The sequence below is a fragment of the Acetivibrio clariflavus DSM 19732 genome (assembly GCF_000237085.1).
GTDB lineage: Bacteria > Bacillota > Clostridia > Acetivibrionales > Acetivibrionaceae > Acetivibrio > Acetivibrio clariflavus.
Genome location: NC_016627.1, coordinates 2,623,057 through 2,642,490, shown reverse-complemented (window position 1 = coordinate 2,642,490; position 19,434 = coordinate 2,623,057). Strand labels below are relative to the sequence as shown.

Genomic DNA, 19,434 nt, shown 5'->3' with positions numbered 1-19,434 from the left:
AGGGGTTAATATGAATTATATCAGTGAAAAAGTACCGCCGGTCAGGGAAGACCGGTTGAAAGCCTGCAATGCCTTTGGAGGGTCTTGCTGCGAACTTGCCAGAAAGGGCAAAAAAGGCTGCTTAAACGGTGTGAAGAGAACCTTTGCCCAAACTCAGGGGTGTCAGTTGAACTTGAGTCTGGCAATTTTAAATACCATAAGAAATGCAGTAATAGTAGTGCATGGTCCCATAGGCTGCGGTGGAGGAAGCCTGTCCATGGCAGGTGTGAACAAGGGTTTTCAGAAGCTTAGGGATCCCAATGCAAAAGGGGTTATATGGCTGAATACCAATCTTGATGATAATGATGTGGTAAACGGAGGAGAAGAGAAATTAAGGCAAGCTGTGCTGTATGCCGAGAGGGAGTTCAGACCGGAGGCGATTATTGTTGTAAACAGCTGCGTCCCGGCAATTATAGGAGATGATATTGACAGCATTCTTGAAGATTTGCAAAAACAGGTAAACGCAAAAATTGTTCCGGTACACTGCGAAGGTTTTAAGACCAAAATTATGGCCAGTGCCTATGATTCGGTATACCATGGGATTTTGCGAAACTTGGTTGACAGGCCGGAAGAAGAGGAAAAAGTGGTTTATGAAGATGAGTTGGAAGTGATAAAAGAAAAATACCGAAAGAGCAGAACGGTAAATATTTTAAATGTTTCTTCCATGAGCCGTCAGGACGAAGAGGAACTTATACGTTTAGTGAAGGCTTTGGGTTTGGAAGTACGGATTTATCCTTGCTACGCTTCACCCGATGACTTCGCCTATGTTGGCGAGGCAGCCCTCAATGTAAGCATTTGCGCAACTCACGACGATTATTTTGTCGAGCATATCAAAGAGAAGTATGGCATTCCTTTCGTGCTAAGGTCCATACCTATAGGGATAAAAAATACCAATCAGTGGATTATGGATATAGCATCGTTTTTCGGTTTGGAAGAAAAGGCCAATAAGCTCATTGAGGTTGAAACAAAAGAGTTAAAAGAAGCGTTGGAGCCGTTTAAGGAACAGCTTAAAGGAAAGAGAGTATTCTTAGGCGGCGGAGAAATCAGGATACTTTCCACAGCGGAACTGTTACAGAGCATGGGCATGGAAGTTATAGGACTTAAAGGATACCATTATGACCGCTTTGCAGAGCCCTTGCTGGATATGATTGAAAACAATGAGAACATTGTATTTAATGTGGCAACAGGGCAGCCCTTTGAACAGGCAAACCTATTAAACAGGCTTAAACCGGATTTGTACATAGGTCACATAGGTACAAACGGTTATACTGCAAAACAAGGTTTCCCAATCTTTCCGCTGTTCGGACAGTCATCCATCTATATGGGATATCAGGGGGCTTATGAAATAGTCAGAAAGATTGCACGAGTATTGAGAAATCCGTCTTTTAACCGCAATTTTGTAGGAAATTCAAAGCTTCCCTACAGGGATGAATGGTATGAACAAAATCCCTTTACCTACATTGATGACAGTGCAGCTTTATAAAACTAAACGGATTTTAATAGAGGTGGTATTATGAGAAGATTGCTTCTAAAAATACACGATAGGTTTATAAGTTTATATATAATTATTGCATTTTTTGTCCTTTGGGAAGTAGCACCTAAAATCGGCTGGGCCGATCCGAATTTTGTACCCCCTTTTTCAAGAATAGTGGCTGAAGCAAGGAAACTGACCTTTTTACGATTGTTTATAGAAGCTTCAGTGAGCTTGAAAAGAATATTTATAGGTTTTACTGCTGCATCTATCGTTGCTTTGCCGGTAGGTTTCATATTGGGAGGTGCGTTCCCTAAACTTGAAAAATTTTTAAAAGCGCTCCTTAAATTCCTGTCTCAAATACCACCCTTTATTTTGTTTCCTGTCTTTGTAGTAGTATTCGGAATCGGTGAGAAAGGGATTTACACTGTTATATTCTGGTCGGCTTTCTGGCCTGTCATGTTTACTACTGTCGCAGGAGTGCAAGGTGTTGACCCGCTTCTTATAAAGAGCGCCAGGTCAATGGGAGCAAATAACATAACCATATTTTTTAAAGTTATTATTCCCGGGGCATTGTTATCAATATTTACCGGAATGAAGACAGCAATGACTATGAGCTTTATGATGCTTATTGGTGCTGAAACTCTTGGTGCAGACTCGGGATTAGGCTGGCTTATACACAACTCACAAAGTATGGGCTTTATTCCCAGGATATATCTGGCGGTGATATTAATAGCAGGAATAGGCCTTGCAGTGAATTACACCATTCAATGGCTTGAAGAGAACATCATTATCTGGAAGGAGGCAGGCCATGATAAAGCAATATAGTTATTCCAAATTGGCAAGGGAAAATGGGGAAACTTTGCGAACTTTTAATACAGATGCCGTAAAAAACTTTTTCAAAAAAATAAAAAGTTTTCTTTATGGAAGCATAGCCATTATTCTGTTCTTTTTGTCATGGGAAGCGGCTTCCAATTATGATTTGCTTCCAAGTTCGGTTGTTCCGCCACCCACCAGGGTTATTGCCGCACTGGCAGTATCGTTTAAATCAGGGGAGCTTGTATATCATATGAAAATAAGCTTGTTTAGGGCAATGCTGGGTTTTCTGCTGGCAGCTTTTATATCCATTCCAATGGGATTTTTGCTGGGGACTTTTTTTAAGACTTTTGAAAGAGCACTGCTTCCCTTTTTAAGAATGCTAGAAAAACTTAATCCTTTCGCTTTGTTTCCGGTTTTCATGATTTTGTTCGGAATCGGTAATGTTGAAAAAATTGCTATAATTTTCTGGGTTGCCCAATGGCCTTTACTGTTTAATACCATTGCCGGGACCAGGAGCATAGAGACTAACATGATTAAAGCGGCAAGGTCCATGGGCGCCAATAAAAAGGTATTGTTTTTCAAGGTCATCCTTCCGGCTGCTGTTCCGGGAATATTTACGGGAGTGAAAATAAGTGCACAGGTTTCTTTCTTTATGATAATAGCCTCGGAGATGGCAGGCTCCAGTCAGGGGCTGGGATGGTACTATCTTTCCAGCAGCCAGTCCTATCAAGTGCCGTTAATGTATGGCATCATCCTTTTTATCACTGTGCTTTCGGTAATAATAAATCTGTTGTTCACAAGACTGGAAAAACACTTTTTGGTTTGGAAGGAATCATCCTTTCAGAGCAATTAATGTGAAAGCATAATTGACATAAATAGAAAGAGGAGGTTTTTATGACTATTCAAAATAAAATAAAATAAAATTTGTTGTAATTGCTGTAGTGGCGCTTATATTGACACTTTCCATAAGTATTGGAGCCTATTTGGGCAGAACAAAGGTGGGTTCGCCATCGGAATTGTACTCGCTGAAGGATAACGATGCAGTACCGGCAGCAAATTCATCGGAGGATGATAAAAACCTTATACCAATTAGAACCTATACAAGAAAAAATTGCACCTCAACACCTATTCTGGTGGCTGATGTAAAGGGGTTTTTCAAGGAAGAAGGATTAAAACTTGTGTTTACAGGGGAATTAAAGAGTACTGAGATATTGCCTTCGGTTTTAAACGGAAACAACGATTTTGCAGAGACACATCCCAATGCTCTTGCAACCTATGTAGCCGGCGGGGCTCCTATAAAAGCAATAGGCCGGGCAATAATAGAACCCGGTCCGGAGGTGGATCCAAAGTTCAGGCATATGAGATGGTTTGTCAGAGCCGATTCGGGGATTAAAACCTGGGAAGATCTTAAAAATTATAAAAAGGGTGAGAAAATCAATCATAACGGATTGGCACCCAGCTGCACAACTTTCATAGCCAGCACAATTTTCGACAAATACGGAATAGGAAGGGATAGGCTGAACTTTATAAACTTTGATACCGACCAGGCTGCCCTCCAGGCACTGCAGCAAGGCAATCTTGATGTAGCCTGCGTACACCCTCCCTTTTATAAATTGGCTGAGGAGTCAGGACTTACGCTAATCGGCGATTCATCCGACTCAGGATTGGGAGAAGCGGCCGGGCTTTATTTGTACTACTTTACCGAAAAGTTTATCAAGGAAAAACCGGATATAGTACATAGATTTGCAAGAGCAATGCAGAAAGCACAGGTATGGGCAAACAGCAATCCCGATGAGGCTGCAAAAATTACTGCAGATTTTATAGGTTCCAACGGAAACGCCAGCCATTGGTATGCAACTTCCACAGTTATTGATGAGGAACAGGTCAAGCCATGGATAAATGATTTGATTATAAACGGAAAGCTGAAAGAGGGACAGATTGAAATTTCCGATTTAATTACACATCAGTTTGAAGTGAGATAACAAAAACTAGATTTGATGGGAAGTATAAATACTTACAATATTTATTTCAAATGCGACAGGAGGGATTGGAACATGTCAAAGGGTGAAAACAAAAAAATATTAGATGCGGGTACCGATAAAATTGTTATAAAAAATATAAACAAAGTTTTCAGCATTAAAAGAAATAACAGCAATAAGAAAGAGTTTGTTGCAATCAAGGATGTAAATTTGAATATTAAAGCCGGTGAGTTTCTGACCATTGTCGGACCCAGTGGCTGCGGAAAATCCACCTTGCTGGACATAATTGCAGGCCTTTCCAAGCCAAGTTCGGGAGAAATATACATTGACAATAAAATCATAACCGGTCCTGCCTTAGATAGGGGAATTGTACTTCAGGGTTATGCCCTTTTCCCGTGGAGGACGGTAAGGCACAATGTGGAATTCGGCCTGGAGATTAAGGGAGTTAAGAAAAAAGATCGCAGAGAGATAAGTCAAAGATTTATAAAGCTTGTCGGGCTGGAAGGATTTGAGGACAGATATCCTTACGAATTGTCGGGAGGAATGAGGCAAAGGGTTGCAATAGCGAGGGCTCTTGCCTATGACCCGGAAGTGCTCTTAATGGATGAACCCTTTGCAGCTATAGATGCTCAGACAAGGGAAACAATGCAGGATGAACTTTTGCGCATATGGGAAGAAACCAATAAAACCATAATATTTGTTACTCACAGTATTGAGGAAGCTGTAGGTTTAGCGGACAGAGTGGCAATAATGTCGGCAAATCCCGGTTATATCAAGGAAATTGTGGATGTGGACCTGCCAAGGCCCAGAAGGATTGGAGATATAAGAAATTCAACCAATTTCTCATGGATTACCCATCGGGTATGGGAGATATTGCAGAACGTTCAGAAAGAAGTGGCAGTAAACGAAAATAACTCAAACATAGCGGAAGAAATATCGGTTTCAGCAACAATATAAACAGGATGTGTTGTTATGACAGACACTGTAACTTTAAAAATATACGGGATGACCTGTACATTATGTTCCATAACTATTGAATCGGCCCTTTCAAGGAAAAAAGGCATATTGAAAGCCACTGTAAACTACGCGGCCGAAAAGGCGGTTATTGAATATGACGACAGCGGAATATCCATTGAAGATATAAAGAAATCCATTGAGAAACTGGGGTTTGCAGTGGAATTGAACAGTGAAGCAAGTACCGCATCGAATGTTGATCTGGCTGAAAGGGAAAGAAAAAAGCTGCTTTTGCTTTTCATTCTTTCGGCAATATTCAGTACGCCATTGATATTGTGTATGCTTTCTGAAGGAATAGGCTTTTGCCACGATATTTTGGATCCGGGACCAAAGACAGGATGGAGTAAGACTTTATATGAGCTTAGACTTAAAGCTTTGTTCTTGCATGACTGGAGACTGCAGCTGATTGCTGCAACGCCGGTACAGCTTTTTATCGGTGCCCGGTTTTACAGGAATGCTTTCAGATCGGTTTTGGCCGGAAAAACAACGATGGATCTTTTGGTCGCCCTTGGGACAACAGCTGCATATCTTTACAGCGTTTACATAGTAATTTTTCAAAACTATGCCTATGTATCGGGATTGCAAGGCGTATACTTTGAAGCATCCTCGGTTATAATAACCCTTGTTTTGCTGGGCAAGTACCTGGAATCCCTTGCAAAAGGGAGAACATCTAAAGCGATTGAGGCACTTATGGACTTGAAAGCTAAGACGGCAAGGGTTATAAGAGACAATGAAGAAATTGACCTACCCATAGATGAGGTTGCAGTGGGAGACATAGTTGTTGTAAAGCCTGGAGAAAAAATTCCGGTAGACGGAATAATAATAGAGGGCGCTTCTGCAGTTGACGAGTCGATGCTTACCGGTGAAAGCCTTCCGGTGGAAAAGAAAGAAGGGGATTTTGTAACCGGTGCTTCAATCAATAAGTTCGGAACCTTCAAATTTAAAGCCACGAAAGTGGGAAGTGAGACAAGACTTGCCGGAATTATCAAATTTATTGAGGAGGCCCAGGGAAGTAAAGCCCCCATTCAGAAGGTAACCGACAAAGTATGCAGCTATTTTATACCCTTTGTGGTATTAACCTCCATTGCCACCTTCCTTTATTGGTATTTCATTGTTTACCAGCGTGTGCTCTTTGTTATAAATATACCTATAATTTATGCTGTTTCGGTATTGGTGGTTTCATGTCCCTGCGCCCTTGGGCTTGCAACACCTACAGCCATAATGGTTGGCATGGGTAAGGGAGCCCAGAACGGTATACTCATAAAAAAAGGGGAAACCTTGGAGACAGCTTATAAAATAGACACCATTGTTTTTGACAAGACCGGAACTCTTACCAAAGGAAAACCTGAAATTTCTGATATAATTATTTTGGGGAAAAACACAGCACTATACAGTGAAAGGGATGCTCTAATACTGGCTGCCATTGCTGAAAAGAAATCGGAACATCCATTGGGAGTGGCCATCTATGAAAAGGGAAAAGAAATCATGGGTTCAGAGCTTCCGGATCCCGACAGCTTTAAAGCCATACCCGGAAAAGGCGTTCAGGCTGAGATAGGAAATAAAAATATTTTAATCGGAACACCGTCATTCCTAAAAGAGAATAATATTGATTGTTCCGAGGCGGAAAGCATTTTGTCCGAAATTTATTCCGAGGGGAAAACGGCTGTAATGGTTTCGGTGGATAATGTCCCGGTTGCGGTTTTAGCCCTGGCGGATACTATAAAAGAAAGTGCTTTGGAAGCTGTTAAAGAGCTGAAAAGAATGGGTATTGAGGTGGTTATGATAACCGGTGACAATGCAAAGGCTGCAAAAGCTGTTGGATCAAAGATCGGAATAGACAATATTATAGCCGAAGTTTTGCCTGAGGATAAAGCAAAGGAAGTTGTAAACATTAAAAGCAAAGGTAAAACAGTGGGTATGGTGGGAGACGGAATAAATGATTCGCCGGCCCTTGCAGCGGCCGATGTGGGCTTTGCAATAGGCTCAGGTACCGATATAGCTATTGAAACAGGAGATATTGTACTTCTTAAGGAAGATTTGATGAATGTGTGCAATGCAGTTAAACTGTCTAAGCGTACCATGCGGAAAATCAAACAGAATCTGTTCTGGGCCTTTATATATAACATTCTGGGAATACCTATTGCTGCAGCGGGCCGCTTAAATCCGATTGTTGCAGCGGTGGCAATGACTTTAAGTTCAATATCGGTGCTTGTCAATTCCCTCAGTTTAAGAAAGCTTAACTTAAAAAAGAGTTCCGATTTTATGGTCTATTCAAAAGAAGCGAGGTGTTGATAAATGAAAGTGGTTGCTTTTAACGGAAGCCCAAGGGTAAACGGTAATACCGCACAAAGTCTTGAAATTGTTTTGGAAGAGATCAGGAAGGAAGGTATTGAAACTGAATTAATACAGGTGGGAGGTAAAAAACTTTCCGGCTGCAAAGCGTGTATGATGTGCCGGAAAAACCAAGATAAGCGCTGCGCAATACAGGATGACGAAATGAACAGCTTTATTGAAAAGATGATTGAAGCTGACGGAATAATCATAGGTTCACCCACCTATTTCAGCAATGTGACTGCCGAGATAAAAGCCTTAATTGACCGGTGCGGCTATGTCGCAAAGAGCAATGGAGGATTTTTGAAAGGTAAGGTTGGCGCCCCGGTTGTGGCTGTGCGCAGGGCCGGCAGCAATTTTACCTATGCGGCTATTAACTTTTTCTTCGGTATTTCTGAGATGATTGTACCGGGAAGTACTTATTGGAATATGACTTTGGCCCTGCAGCCGGGTGATGTATGGAAGGATGAAGAAGGAATAGCCACCTTCAGAACTCTTGGAAAAAATATTGCAGCATTACTGAAAAAGCTTAACAGCAACGGATAGTATAATTTTATAAATCATATTCAATTAAAATCTTGATTATTGCCAATTTAATGCCTTTTGGTAAAAGGGCATCCCTTTACACTGTGATAACCAAATAATATAAAAAATGTATAAATATGATAATTAAAATAATTTAACTTCAGTTAGGAGGGGTCAAAATGAGTAGAAAATTTTTGAACAAAATACTTTTATTATTGACTGTTGCAGCAGTATTCGGCACAAAGGTATATGCAGGATCCACTGACTATTTGGGACATTGGGCGGAAAGCCAGATTAGGGAGTTTTATGAAAAGGGATATGTCTTAGGATATCCCGATGGCAGTTTTAAGCCGGATAGAGAAATAACCAGAGCTGAGTTTTTTACTCTGATTAACCGGGTATTTGATCTGAAAAGCAAAGGAGAGGTTACATTTAAAGATGTTTCAAAGAGTTTCTGGTATAAGGACGAAATATATAACGCTGTAAATGCCGGATATATATCGGGCTATGATGACGGAACCATAAAGCCTGATAATATTGTCAGCAGGATTGAGGCGTCAAAAATACTGGCCAATTTGTTAAAGTGGGATGGAAGTTTCAAAAAGGAGGATTTTAACTATAAAGATGCCGATGAGGTTCCCGATTGGGCTAAAGCTGATTTATTCAATGCATTACAGCAAGGATACTTAAAAAGCTCATCGGATGGATGGATTTTGCCCTATAAAGGAATTACAAGGGCGGAGGCAGTGGTTTTATTGTACAAAGCCAAGGTTGGAGAAATAGACAAAGATCTTATTCCTGAGGTGAATGCAGAAACTGAACTTACCGGAGTACTTATAGATAAGCACTGCTTTGCTTTTGGGGAGCCGGAAAAAGATTCGGTGGAATGCCTAAAAATGAAGAAGTGCGAAGCCAGCGGATATGGAGTGGCTGTAAAGCAGGGAGATGGAAATTACATATTCTATAAATTTGATGACAAAGGACAGGAAATTGCAAAAGAAATTTTAAAGACAACAACAAAAGAAAATAATGTGGTTGTGAGAGCTAAAGGTCTGGTCAGTGGTGATATAATCAGAATTACTGAGCTGGTGGAGAAATAAGCTCTGTAAAAGATATTAAAAAAGTTGAAATTTTTTCAGGAAGGGAGATCGTAATGAGGCCGAAGGAAGCTATTCAAAACAGTCCAAAGGATGTTAAAAGTATTTTGCATAAAAGTATAGCTATTTTGTTTGGAGTGATAGCTGTTGTCGCTGTTTATCAAGTTTTCAAGCATTATTTGTCCATTGACTTGATAAATCTTTTACATGACCTTTTTATGCTGAAGAATTTGCCGTCCCTTGGCGAAGATTCCAGCTACGGTATACTGTTCGTACTGGGAATACTCACGTCGGTTCATTGCATCGGCATGTGCGGCGGTATAGCAATGTCGCAAACAATAGGAAAAGTGGAAAATTTACAAGACAAAAGGAAAAATATAAAAAATTTAATGCTTCCGTCGGCTTTATATAATTTGGGAAGGATAATCTCCTACACTTTTATTGGCGGTCTTGTAGGAGGGCTGGGACAGGTATTGAGTTTCAACGGATTGTTGAAAGGCTTGGTTCCCATTGCAGGAGGTATTCTGATGATTGTAATGGGGATAAAGCTTTTGGGAATATTTCCTGCGTTAAGGAAATTCAATATCCCCGTCCCGTCTTTTGTGGCTAGAAAATTGGTTAACCAAAACAACTATACGCCTTTTATTGTGGGTATACTGACAGGATTGATGCCTTGCGGACCTCTTCAGATTGTTCAGTTGTATGCTTTGGGTACTAGAAGTGTTTTAATTGGGGCACTGTCGATGTTTGTATTTTCTGTGGGAACTGTACCGGCACTTTTGGTTTTTGGCATGTTGAATTCTTTTATAAGCAAGAAAAATTCCAATAGGATTCTAAAGTTCAGTGCCGCTTTGGTAGTGGTTCTCGGGTTTGTCATGATAGGAAGAGGACTGGCACTGTCGGGCATCAACATAAATTTTATGGGTAAAAGCAATGTTAATACCGATGGCATTGCAAAAATTGAGGGGAATTTTCAAAAGGTTGTTACAAAGGTTGATGCCGGAAGCTATCCTTCAATTATAGTACAGAAAGGAATACCTGTAAAATGGACTATTACTGCAGACAAGGAGTCTTTAAACCAATGCAACAATGAAATAACCATCCCAAAGCTCAATATAAACAAAAAGTTGACTGTGGGTGAAAATATAATAGAATTTACTGCTGAAAATGAAGGAGAAATTGTCTATACATGCTGGATGGGGATGATAAAAAGTAATATTTATGTGGTTTCGGACTTAAAACAAATACCCGAAAATATAACCTTGTTGAGAGACAATAAAGATAATACGGAATCGTCAAGCTGCAGCATGAGCAATTTGGAAGGAGAATATTCTCCTGGATCGAACAGTAATAATTGCAATGAAAAAGAAGCCTGCAGAATGGAAAAGGATAAGTCCGGGGAAGAGTGCGACAAGATGGGGAATAATCGGCTTAGTGCCGAATGCAGTACAACGGATAAATCAGTAAAAGGAAAAGGTGAGATGTCTGACGCAGTAAATCACAGCATACATGAGAAACAAAAAGTGCCAACGGGAGAAGAACAAAAGAAAGCTGCTGATGAAATAAAGTTTAAAACATGGGAAGGATATCTTATTGATAAACACTGCTTCGAAATAATGAAGCCGGAAAATGAAACCCGGGCGTGCCTTTTGATGGAGGAATGCGCCGACAGCGGATATGGTATTGCTGTAAAACAGAATGATGGAAACTATAAATTTTATATGTTTGATGAAAAGGGCCATCAGCTTGCCTATGAGCAGCTAAATAAGTTGACGAAAAACAGCGGGTTCAAAGTCATTGTTAAAGGTACTTTGACCGAAAATATAATAAATGTGTATGAGTTTTCTGTTAACTGAAGCACTTCCTAAACTGATTCCTGATGTTATCTCGATTTCTTTTTGTTGAATTTTGCAATAGGTATTGACAGAGTTTTTAAAATGGATTAAAATATATTAAAACGATAGGAATACTCGTATTAATGTTGGTTGACCAGAAAGACTGGAGACTAAGCTAAAAACACGTAATGTGTTTTTTGGCTTAGTCTTTTTGTTTATATACTCCAAATTTAAAACTTAGTCAACCAAAAGAGAAATGCTTGATAGCAATGGATAGGGTATGAAAATTAATCTTTGCAAAAAGGAGAGATGGAGCATGGCAAAAAAAGTTAAACAAATTGCTATTTATGGAAAAGGGGGTATTGGAAAATCCACCACAACTTCAAATATAAGTGCAGCCCTTTCAGTGGCAGGATATAAAGTTATGCAGTTTGGCTGCGACCCTAAAAGCGACTCGACCAATACATTGAGAGGCGGCAAATACATACCTACAGTCCTGGATACATTGAGGGATAAAAATACGGTTAAAGCAAGTGAAGTAATATATGAAGGATTTAATGGCATATATTGCGTTGAAGCCGGAGGACCTGTGCCAGGAGTCGGTTGCGCCGGAAGAGGTATTATTACTGCTGTACAATTATTTAAGCAGCAAAGAGTTTTCGAGGAGCTGGACCTGGATTTTGTAATATATGATGTTCTCGGTGATGTAGTGTGCGGTGGCTTTGCAGTTCCTATTCGCGAGGGAATCGCCGAACATGTTTTTACTGTTTCGTCAGCCGATTTTATGGCGATATATGCTGCCAACAATCTGTTTAAGGGAATACAAAAGTATTCCAATTCCGGTGGTGCTCTTTTGGGCGGAGTTATTGCCAACTCAATTAATGCACCCTATGCAAAAGAAATAATTGACGATTTTGTAAAGCAGACCAATACTCAAGTCATTGAATACATTCCAAGATCGGTTACAGTAACCCAAAGTGAGCTTCAGGGGAAAACCACCATTGAAGCTGCGCCCGATTCCCAGCAGGCAAAGGTGTACAAGAGCCTTGCTCAAAAAATTGCCGAGCACACCGAATCGAAGGTTCCTACTCCGCTTGATATAGCAGATTTGCGTGCCTGGGCGTCAAGATGGGGTGATTACTTGCTGGCTCTTGAAACGGGCGAAGTTAGGACAGAGGTAAGCAGTAATATTTGAACAGGGATTTTTATTGACGTTGAAAGAATTATATATTTTAATACCGATAAAATTGTATTGAACGTAGATCCTGTTTGTATTGGGAATTCTACGTTCAATATTTTTTTAGGATTTTTTGCGCCCGGAAATAATTATGCAGCTTAAAAAATCATAAAAAATTTACTTATCTTGTAATTCACTAATAAGTAATAAATGGCTATGAATCATATAAATGACTGATAGCCATTTTTAAAGTTAGTGTTGTTGTATCGAAAACAAGCTGTTCCAAAAATCAAATACGGATAACAAGTTAGCCATTATTGGCGCTTAGCTGTTTTTCAACAATGATAATTGTGCTGCCTGTAGGCTCAAATCCAGATCCGGTGGAAAGATAAAAAGTTATGGTATGCTCACCCTCCATAGTAAAGTTGACATTATTCCATATAATTACGTTAGAAAAAGCGTTTCCCGTAACTTCTACTCCATTGATATTGGTTTCGTGCATAATTTCGTTCATAGGATTGGTCAATCTATATTTGAAGTTTACCAAACCATTTGGCACATTAAAAACTGTAGTGTATGTAACAAAAGACAAAACCATGGGGGGTGCTTTGAAAAAAGGATTAAAAAGGAGGTCGCGCCCACGGATCTTTGTAATTTCATCAAATACATGTATATTAACGATAGCCGGTGAAATATTTAAAATAGTAATCCCCACCCTTACTAAATTTCTTTTGTTCTAAAATTTATATTAAATATTCTACTTTATTTTGCTTTTTTGTTCAACTGTACAACGGTTAAAAACTTGCTGAAATTAAGTTTTTTAAATTTCGGTTTTTTTTGCGTTTTCCTTTGCCGATAATGTATATACAAGGATTGGAAATGTGTTGATTCGAAAATATTTATGTATTAAAATGTTTATATATGTTTTAAGCTTTGGATAGGTATTATAAAAAGTTTTAGGTTTAAATCAAATAAAGCATTACCAATTCAATCTTAAAAGAGGTGTAGCTATGATTAAACGTGCAGATGAAATGGTTAAAGAAATAAAGGAGCAAATGCGAGGTGGAAAAGGGTCTGTTGAAATACTTCACATTTTCAAACAGGAGGAACTTAAGGGAAAAGCCAGACTTTGTGCAAAGATTACAATAAATCCCGGCTGTTCTATAGGCCTTCACCAGCATGACAATGAAGAGGAAATATTCTATGTTGTAAAAGGTAAGGGAACTGTAGATGACAACGGAACTTTATCTGAAGTTAAGGCTGGAGACGCTATCCTTACCGGTAATGGAGCTTCCCATGCAGTTGAAAATACCGGTGACGAACCTTTGGAAATGATAGCAATTATCTTGCTTTACTAGTGTTTTTTATCTTGTTAACTTCCGGTGCTTTTTTATTTCATACCGTATTGAATATGGTTAAAGCAGTTATTGGGCACCGGTTTTTTTGTAATAATTTCGGCACTTCCGTAAAATTCATATCAGCAACTATATCTTAATAGTCATAATTGTTTTGGAGATTTTTAAGTCTTCTGTTCTTTTTGCAATAATTTGTATAAGTGCTGTAAAGGACTATTCTGGAATAAGTTATAATAAAAAATGTTGAATCATCGGAGGGTGAAATGACATATTTTATATTAGTGACATATGATAAAATTTGGTGAAATAATCTCAAAAATTTGATTTAAAAAATTGGCTATAGCCATTCCATATTTGTTTTGTAGTAGTAAGCTCTGTATTGACACAAGTTTTACACAAAATTAAAGGAATAGGAGCGATAACTATTGAAAAAAACATTCGTTCTTGACACTAATGTATTACTGCAAACTCCCTTCGCATTGTATTCCTTTGGCGACAATAGGATAGTAATTCCCGAGGTTGTTTTGGAGGAATTGGATAAATTCAAAAAGGACAATTCCGAATTAGGAGCCAATGCACGTCATGCGGCAAGGATATTGGATGATCTGAGAACAAAAGGTGATCTGAGCAAGGGAGTATTACTTGAGAACGGAGGAGAATTAAGGGTAGAGCTGAACTGCAACAATGTACAACTTCCCCCCAGCTGGTCGGATTTGAACAATGACAATAGGATTCTGAAAGTATGCAAAGGGTTAATGGAAAAAGGTGAAAACGTATTTCTTGTTACCAAGGATGTTTTTGAAAGAATAAAGGCCAACGTAATAGGAATAGTTGCACAGGACTTTTTTGCAGAACAGGTCCCTGAGTATAAGAAGCAATATCAGGGGAGACTGGATGTATATGCAACCGAGCAAAAAATAAACGAGTTTTACAATAAAGGCTTTCTGGATGTTGAAGATATATTTTGCTATAATTGTGACTATTCGAAGACGGAATGTCCCGAATTGGTTGTGAATCAGTTTTTGATAATCCATTCTTCGGTTAACGAAAAGCAAACTGCATTGGGCAGGTTTGACGGTAAAAAAATTGTGCCGCTCACGTTTATACATGAAAGGCCCTTTGGTGTTACACCGAGGAATGCAGGACAGAAATTCATGCAGGAAGCATTAATGATGGATGCCGATAAGGCACCCCTTGTAATTATAAAAGGACCGGCAGGTACTGCAAAAACTTTTTACTCTCTGGCGGTTGGGCTGCATAAAATAATGGTTGAGCAAAGCAAATTGTACAGGAAAATACTGGTGTGCAGGCCTAATGTACGCCTGGATGAGGATATAGGTTTTCTGCCCGGTACGGAGCAAGATAAAATTGCACCTTTTCTAAGACCTGTAATTGATAACCTGGAGGTACTTATAGATAATGATGAGAACGAAAGATACAACAGTGAAAAGGAGTTAAAGGATAAAATAGATGAGCTTTTCGACAGGAAAATAATCAATACTGAGGCTATTGCCTTTATACGCGGAAGATCTATAGTAAAGCAATGGATAATAATTGACGAAGCTCAAAATCTTACGCCAAAACAGGTCAAGGGCATAATAACCCGGGCGGGAAAAGGAACAAAGATTATTCTTTTGGGAGATCCGGAACAAATTGACCATCCGTTCCTAGATATAAGAACAAACGGATTGTGTTATGCTTCAGAGCGTATGAAGGGAAGTCCGCTGTGCTATCAGGTTACATTAACCGATGAAGAATGCGAACGTTCCGAATTGGCTTATGAAAGTGCAAAAAGAATGTAAAATTTTTAAATGAATAATAAAGGATTGAAAAATAACTTCCGCTGTAATTGAGCTTGTTTTAAACAGCCTTTTTCTAAGGAGCGGAAGTTATTTTAATTATGAAATTACGGAAAAAATCTTAAAAAGCACCATAGATTTATATAAAGGAGGAATTTTTTAAAAAACGACGAATAATATTAATCTTATAATTAACTTATATTACCAATAAAAAAATAAGGTGAGTTTGTGGCAATTGATAATATAAAAAAAGAGATATTGAGTATACTATGAATGTGATAAATTACACAGATAATCAAGAGCAATAAATGCAGCCTCTTGTTTTATGCTTGGAGGAGAGTATTATGCGTGTTTTAATGCTATCGTGGGAATATCCTCCCAGAATAGTTGGAGGAATATCCAGAGTTGTACATGGTTTGGCACAAAAAATTGCATCGGAAGGAAATGAAGTTCATGTTATAACATGTTGGGAAATGGGTACAAAAGAGTTGGAAAAGGATAAAAATGTGTATGTCCACAGACTTCACTCTTATGACGTGGTTGCCAACAATTTTGTTGATTGGGTGTTGCAACTGAATTATGTAATCATAGAATATGGAGTCAAACTGATAAATGAAACCGGAAGGTTTGATATAATTCATGCTCACGACTGGATTGTGGCTTTCGCCGCAAGAGCATTAAAGTATTCGTTTACCATACCGATGGTGGCAACAATCCATGCAACGGAACACGGAAGAAACTGTGGAATACATAATGAGACTCAGAGTTACATCAGCAACGTTGAATGGTGGCTTGCGTACGAATCGTGGAAACTTATTGTAAACAGTGCGTATATGCGAAATGAAGTAAAACATGTTTTTAATGTACCCGATGACAAGATTTATATTATTCCTAACGGTGTGGATTTGGATAAATTTAAAGGATATGAAAGGGATATTGAATACAGGAGAAGATTTGCAGCCGATAACGAAAAAATAGTTTTCTTTGTCGGAAGACTTGTGAATGAAAAAGGAGTGCATGTTTTAATTGATGCTATTCCCAAAACCCTTCACTATTACAATGACGCAAAATTTGTAATAGCCGGAAAAGGTCCTGAGCTTGAACATTTGAAAGCTATGGCCTATCACAAAGGAATAGCTCATAAAGTCTATTTTACCGGTTATCTATGTGAGGATGAACTTAAAAAACTATATAAATGTGCTGATGTGGCAGTATTTCCAAGTCTATATGAACCTTTCGGCATTGTTGCTCTGGAGGGAATGGTGGCTAATGTGCCGGTGGTGGTATCGGAGGCTGGAGGCCTTGCTGAGATTGTTGAACACGGTGTGGATGGAATGAAGTCTTATACCGGCAATCCTAATTCTCTTGCCGACAGTATACTGGAGATACTGCACAATCCGGATAAAGCTGAAAAAATGAAAAAGAGAGCATTTGAAAAGGTTAATACCATATATAACTGGGATATAATTGCCAAACAAACGCTTAATGTTTATAGCGACGTTATACGAGATGCAAGAAGAATAAACTGGAAACTGCCCAGCATAAAAGAAGAGCTGGATAAGTTGTAAAAATCTTTTTAAAAGTTCAATTATAAGGTTTTATATTAACCTGAAAGGATTTTATGGATAAATAATGTTTTTTTATTAGAAAAATGTGCTATAATATAAAAGTTGCTGACAAAATGCACTGATAAGCCTGTATAATTTGGAGTACCGGAAAATATTTGATGTTTGACGGATATTAATCGGTTAAAGATATATGGAGATTATAAAGCGATAAAATTAGTTTATAATTTTTTTTGGAAAAGTTATAAATTGCTGATGCTTTGATTATAATTCACCGTGTAAAGTTTATATAAATGCAAACTGACAAACAAACTGTTTTAGTAGGTCATTTTTAACTCCCGATATCTGGGGAGTGGAATGAATTTTTTCCTTTACCGGTTTATGAAGGATGCTTAGGATTGGTTGTTCCGATACACTGAACTTTCCGTTCACGTGTTTTCGGATATAAAGCATTCGTTAGGGAAAATAACAGCTTTTTTATGGATAATAAAGCTATAAAAGGAACAATTGTGTTTATAACGGGGTCGGATTTTAGAAACATGACACATATTTATGAACCTTGACATGATTTTGAACATGGAAAATATGAAAGGTTATATAAAAATAAAGCAAACAACTTATGAAGAAATTAGAAGAAAGTGGAGGTTTAATTGTGGCTAAAAAGAAGAAAAAACTAAAGATAATTCCACTCGGGGGAATGGGGGAAATCGGCAAAAACATAACGGTATTTGAATACGATGAGGATATGTTTGTTGTCGATTGCGGAGTGGCTTTTCCTGAAGACGATATGTTGGGAATAGACCTTGTTATTCCTGATGTAACCTATATCACAAAGAATTACGAAAAAGTCAGAGGAATTGTTGTAACCCACGGACATGAAGATCATATAGGAGCGCTTCCCTATATATTGAAGGACTTAAAAGTGCCTGTATACGGGACAAGGCTGACACTGGGGCTGTTGGAACAAAAACTTGAGGAACACGGTATTTCAAAAAATGTAGATTTAAGGGTAGTTAAACCGTCGGATGTTATTAATCTCGGTTGTTTTAAAGTGGAATTTATTCGTTCAACCCACAGTATAGCTGATTCTGTAGCCCTTGCTATACATACTCCCGTCGGTACTGTTGTGCATACCGGAGACTTTAAAATTGACTATACGCCAATTGAAGGACAACCGATGGATTTGGCCAGATTGGCGGAATTGGGCAATAAAGGTGTTCTTTTGCTTATGAGTGACAGTACCAATGTAGAACGCCCGGGTTATACCATGTCTGAAAGGACTGTTGGAGAGACTTTTGAAGAAATATTCATGAATGCAAGGAAAAGGATAATTATTGCCACCTTTGCTTCAAATGTTCACAGAATCCAGCAGGTTGTGAATGCAGCTATCAAGTTTAACAGGAAAATAGCCATATGCGGCAGGAGTATGATTAATGTAGCAAAAGTTGCCATGAATTTGGGCTACCTTAATATGCCGGAAGGGATGCTTATCGATATAGACCAGATTTCAAAATATCCTGACGAAAGGCTGGTTATTATTACAACGGGAAGCCAGGGTGAACCTATGTCTGCGTTGGCAAGAATGGCATCCGGAGATCACAAGAAGGTGGATATTGTTCCGGGAGACCTTGTAATTATTTCAGCCAGTCCTATACCGGGGAATGAAAAGACAATTTCAAAAGTTGTAAATGACCTTTTCCGCAAAGGTGCAGAAGTTATATATGAATCATTAGCAGACATTCACGTTTCAGGACATGCCAGCCAGGAAGAGCTGAAACTGATTTACAGCCTCATAAAGCCTAAGTTTTTTATTCCCGTACATGGAGAGTTCAGGCACCTGAAACGTCATGCAAATCTTGTGAACGAATTGGGAATGCCGTCGGAAAACATTTTTATTATGGATATAGGTAAAGTTATCGAATTGACGGAAGATTCAGCCCGCATTAACGGAAGCGTTACAGCCGGTAAAGTACTGGTGGACGGCCTGGGTGTTGGAGATGTAGGAAATATCGTATTGAGGGATAGAAAGCATTTGTCTCAGGACGGTCTTATTGTAATAGTTATTACCATTGAAGGGGATACAGGAAATGTTGTTGCAGGACCCGACATTATCTCAAGAGGTTTTGTATATGTTCGGGAATCGGAAGACTTAATTGAGGAGATAAAGGAGATTACTCGTCAGGCCCTTCAAAAATGTGAAAATAAGAGGAAGAATGATTGGTCTACCAAAAAGAGCATAATCAGGGATGCGTTAAGGGATTACTTATATGAAAAGACAAAAAGGCGTCCGATGATTCTTCCGATAATTATGGAAGTTTAAGGCTTTGATTAACCTTTACAAACTGCTCCGGGCGGTTTGTAAAGGTTAAATTATTTGGGCGGATTTTAAGCTTTATAAAAAGACTGTTGTTTATTGGGAAATGCTATA

Annotated in this window: 15 protein-coding genes; 14 read left to right on the top strand and 1 reads right to left on the bottom strand. The window is 38.8% G+C overall.

What is annotated here, in order from left to right:
- The first annotated feature begins 10 nt into the window (after nucleotides 1–10).
- The 10 genes from CLOCL_RS11195 (at nucleotide 11) to nifH (ending at nucleotide 12,305) form a co-directional block, all read left to right on the top strand.
- On the top strand, nucleotides 11–1,522 hold the full coding sequence (locus CLOCL_RS11195; protein ID WP_014255467.1) for a nitrogenase component 1: 1,512 nt from the start codon (nucleotides 11–13) through the stop codon (nucleotides 1,520–1,522).
- A gap of 30 nt (nucleotides 1,523–1,552) precedes the next feature.
- On the top strand, nucleotides 1,553–2,338 hold the full coding sequence (locus CLOCL_RS11190) for an ABC transporter permease (RefSeq protein WP_014255466.1): 786 nt from the start codon (nucleotides 1,553–1,555) through the stop codon (nucleotides 2,336–2,338).
- A complete protein-coding gene (locus CLOCL_RS11185) occupies nucleotides 2,322–3,182 on the top strand; it encodes an ABC transporter permease (RefSeq protein WP_014255465.1) in 861 nt (286 codons plus the stop codon). Before CLOCL_RS11190 ends, CLOCL_RS11185 begins: the two co-directional genes overlap by 17 nt.
- Nucleotides 3,183–3,312: 130 nt before the next feature.
- The gene (locus CLOCL_RS11180; RefSeq protein WP_245532782.1) at nucleotides 3,313–4,311 is read left to right on the top strand and encodes an ABC transporter substrate-binding protein; all 999 of its coding nucleotides are present in this window, start codon (nucleotides 3,313–3,315) and stop codon (nucleotides 4,309–4,311) included.
- A 72-nt stretch (nucleotides 4,312–4,383) separates the two neighbouring features.
- The gene (locus CLOCL_RS11175) at nucleotides 4,384–5,265 is read left to right on the top strand and encodes an ABC transporter ATP-binding protein (protein ID WP_014255463.1); all 882 of its coding nucleotides are present in this window, start codon (nucleotides 4,384–4,386) and stop codon (nucleotides 5,263–5,265) included.
- Between the two features lie 15 nt (nucleotides 5,266–5,280).
- The gene (locus tag CLOCL_RS11170) at nucleotides 5,281–7,614 is read left to right on the top strand and encodes a heavy metal translocating P-type ATPase (protein WP_014255462.1); all 2,334 of its coding nucleotides are present in this window, start codon (nucleotides 5,281–5,283) and stop codon (nucleotides 7,612–7,614) included.
- 3 nt (nucleotides 7,615–7,617) lie between these two features.
- Nucleotides 7,618–8,199 carry a flavodoxin family protein gene (locus CLOCL_RS11165; RefSeq protein WP_014255461.1) on the top strand — a complete coding sequence of 194 codons (582 nt, stop codon included), beginning with the start codon at nucleotides 7,618–7,620 and terminating at the stop codon, nucleotides 8,197–8,199.
- Between the two features lie 158 nt (nucleotides 8,200–8,357).
- Entirely contained in the window at nucleotides 8,358–9,278 is a 921-nt protein-coding gene (locus tag CLOCL_RS11160) for an S-layer homology domain-containing protein (protein WP_014255460.1), read from the top strand.
- Between the two features lie 53 nt (nucleotides 9,279–9,331).
- Nucleotides 9,332–11,131 (top strand): sulfite exporter TauE/SafE family protein, encoded by a 1,800-nt coding sequence (locus CLOCL_RS11155; protein ID WP_014255459.1) that lies wholly within the window; start codon nucleotides 9,332–9,334, stop codon nucleotides 11,129–11,131.
- A gap of 295 nt (nucleotides 11,132–11,426) precedes the next feature.
- Nucleotides 11,427–12,305: a nitrogenase iron protein gene (gene nifH / locus CLOCL_RS11150; RefSeq protein WP_014255458.1), complete on the top strand. Its 879-nt coding sequence runs from the start codon at nucleotides 11,427–11,429 to the stop codon at nucleotides 12,303–12,305.
- 289 nt (nucleotides 12,306–12,594) lie between these two features.
- On the opposite strand, the gene CLOCL_RS23195 is transcribed toward nifH, so the two are convergent.
- On the bottom strand, nucleotides 12,595–12,846 hold the full coding sequence (locus CLOCL_RS23195) for a hypothetical protein (protein WP_245532781.1): 252 nt from the start codon (nucleotides 12,844–12,846) through the stop codon (nucleotides 12,595–12,597).
- A 451-nt stretch (nucleotides 12,847–13,297) separates the two neighbouring features.
- Here CLOCL_RS23195 and CLOCL_RS11140 point away from each other — a divergent pair, with 451 nt between their 5' ends.
- The 4 genes from CLOCL_RS11140 (at nucleotide 13,298) to CLOCL_RS11125 (ending at nucleotide 19,326) form a co-directional block, all read left to right on the top strand.
- The gene (locus CLOCL_RS11140) at nucleotides 13,298–13,645 is read left to right on the top strand and encodes a cupin domain-containing protein (RefSeq protein WP_014255456.1); all 348 of its coding nucleotides are present in this window, start codon (nucleotides 13,298–13,300) and stop codon (nucleotides 13,643–13,645) included.
- A 422-nt stretch (nucleotides 13,646–14,067) separates the two neighbouring features.
- A complete protein-coding gene (locus CLOCL_RS11135) occupies nucleotides 14,068–15,444 on the top strand; it encodes a PhoH family protein (RefSeq protein ID WP_014255455.1) in 1,377 nt (458 codons plus the stop codon).
- Nucleotides 15,445–15,785: 341 nt separating this feature from the next.
- Complete coding sequence (locus CLOCL_RS11130) at nucleotides 15,786–17,009, top strand: glycosyltransferase family 4 protein (RefSeq protein WP_014255454.1); 1,224 nt, start codon at nucleotides 15,786–15,788, stop codon at nucleotides 17,007–17,009.
- Between the two features lie 649 nt (nucleotides 17,010–17,658).
- Entirely contained in the window at nucleotides 17,659–19,326 is a 1,668-nt protein-coding gene (locus CLOCL_RS11125; RefSeq protein WP_014255453.1) for a ribonuclease J, read from the top strand.
- Nucleotides 19,327–19,434 lie beyond the last annotated feature (108 nt).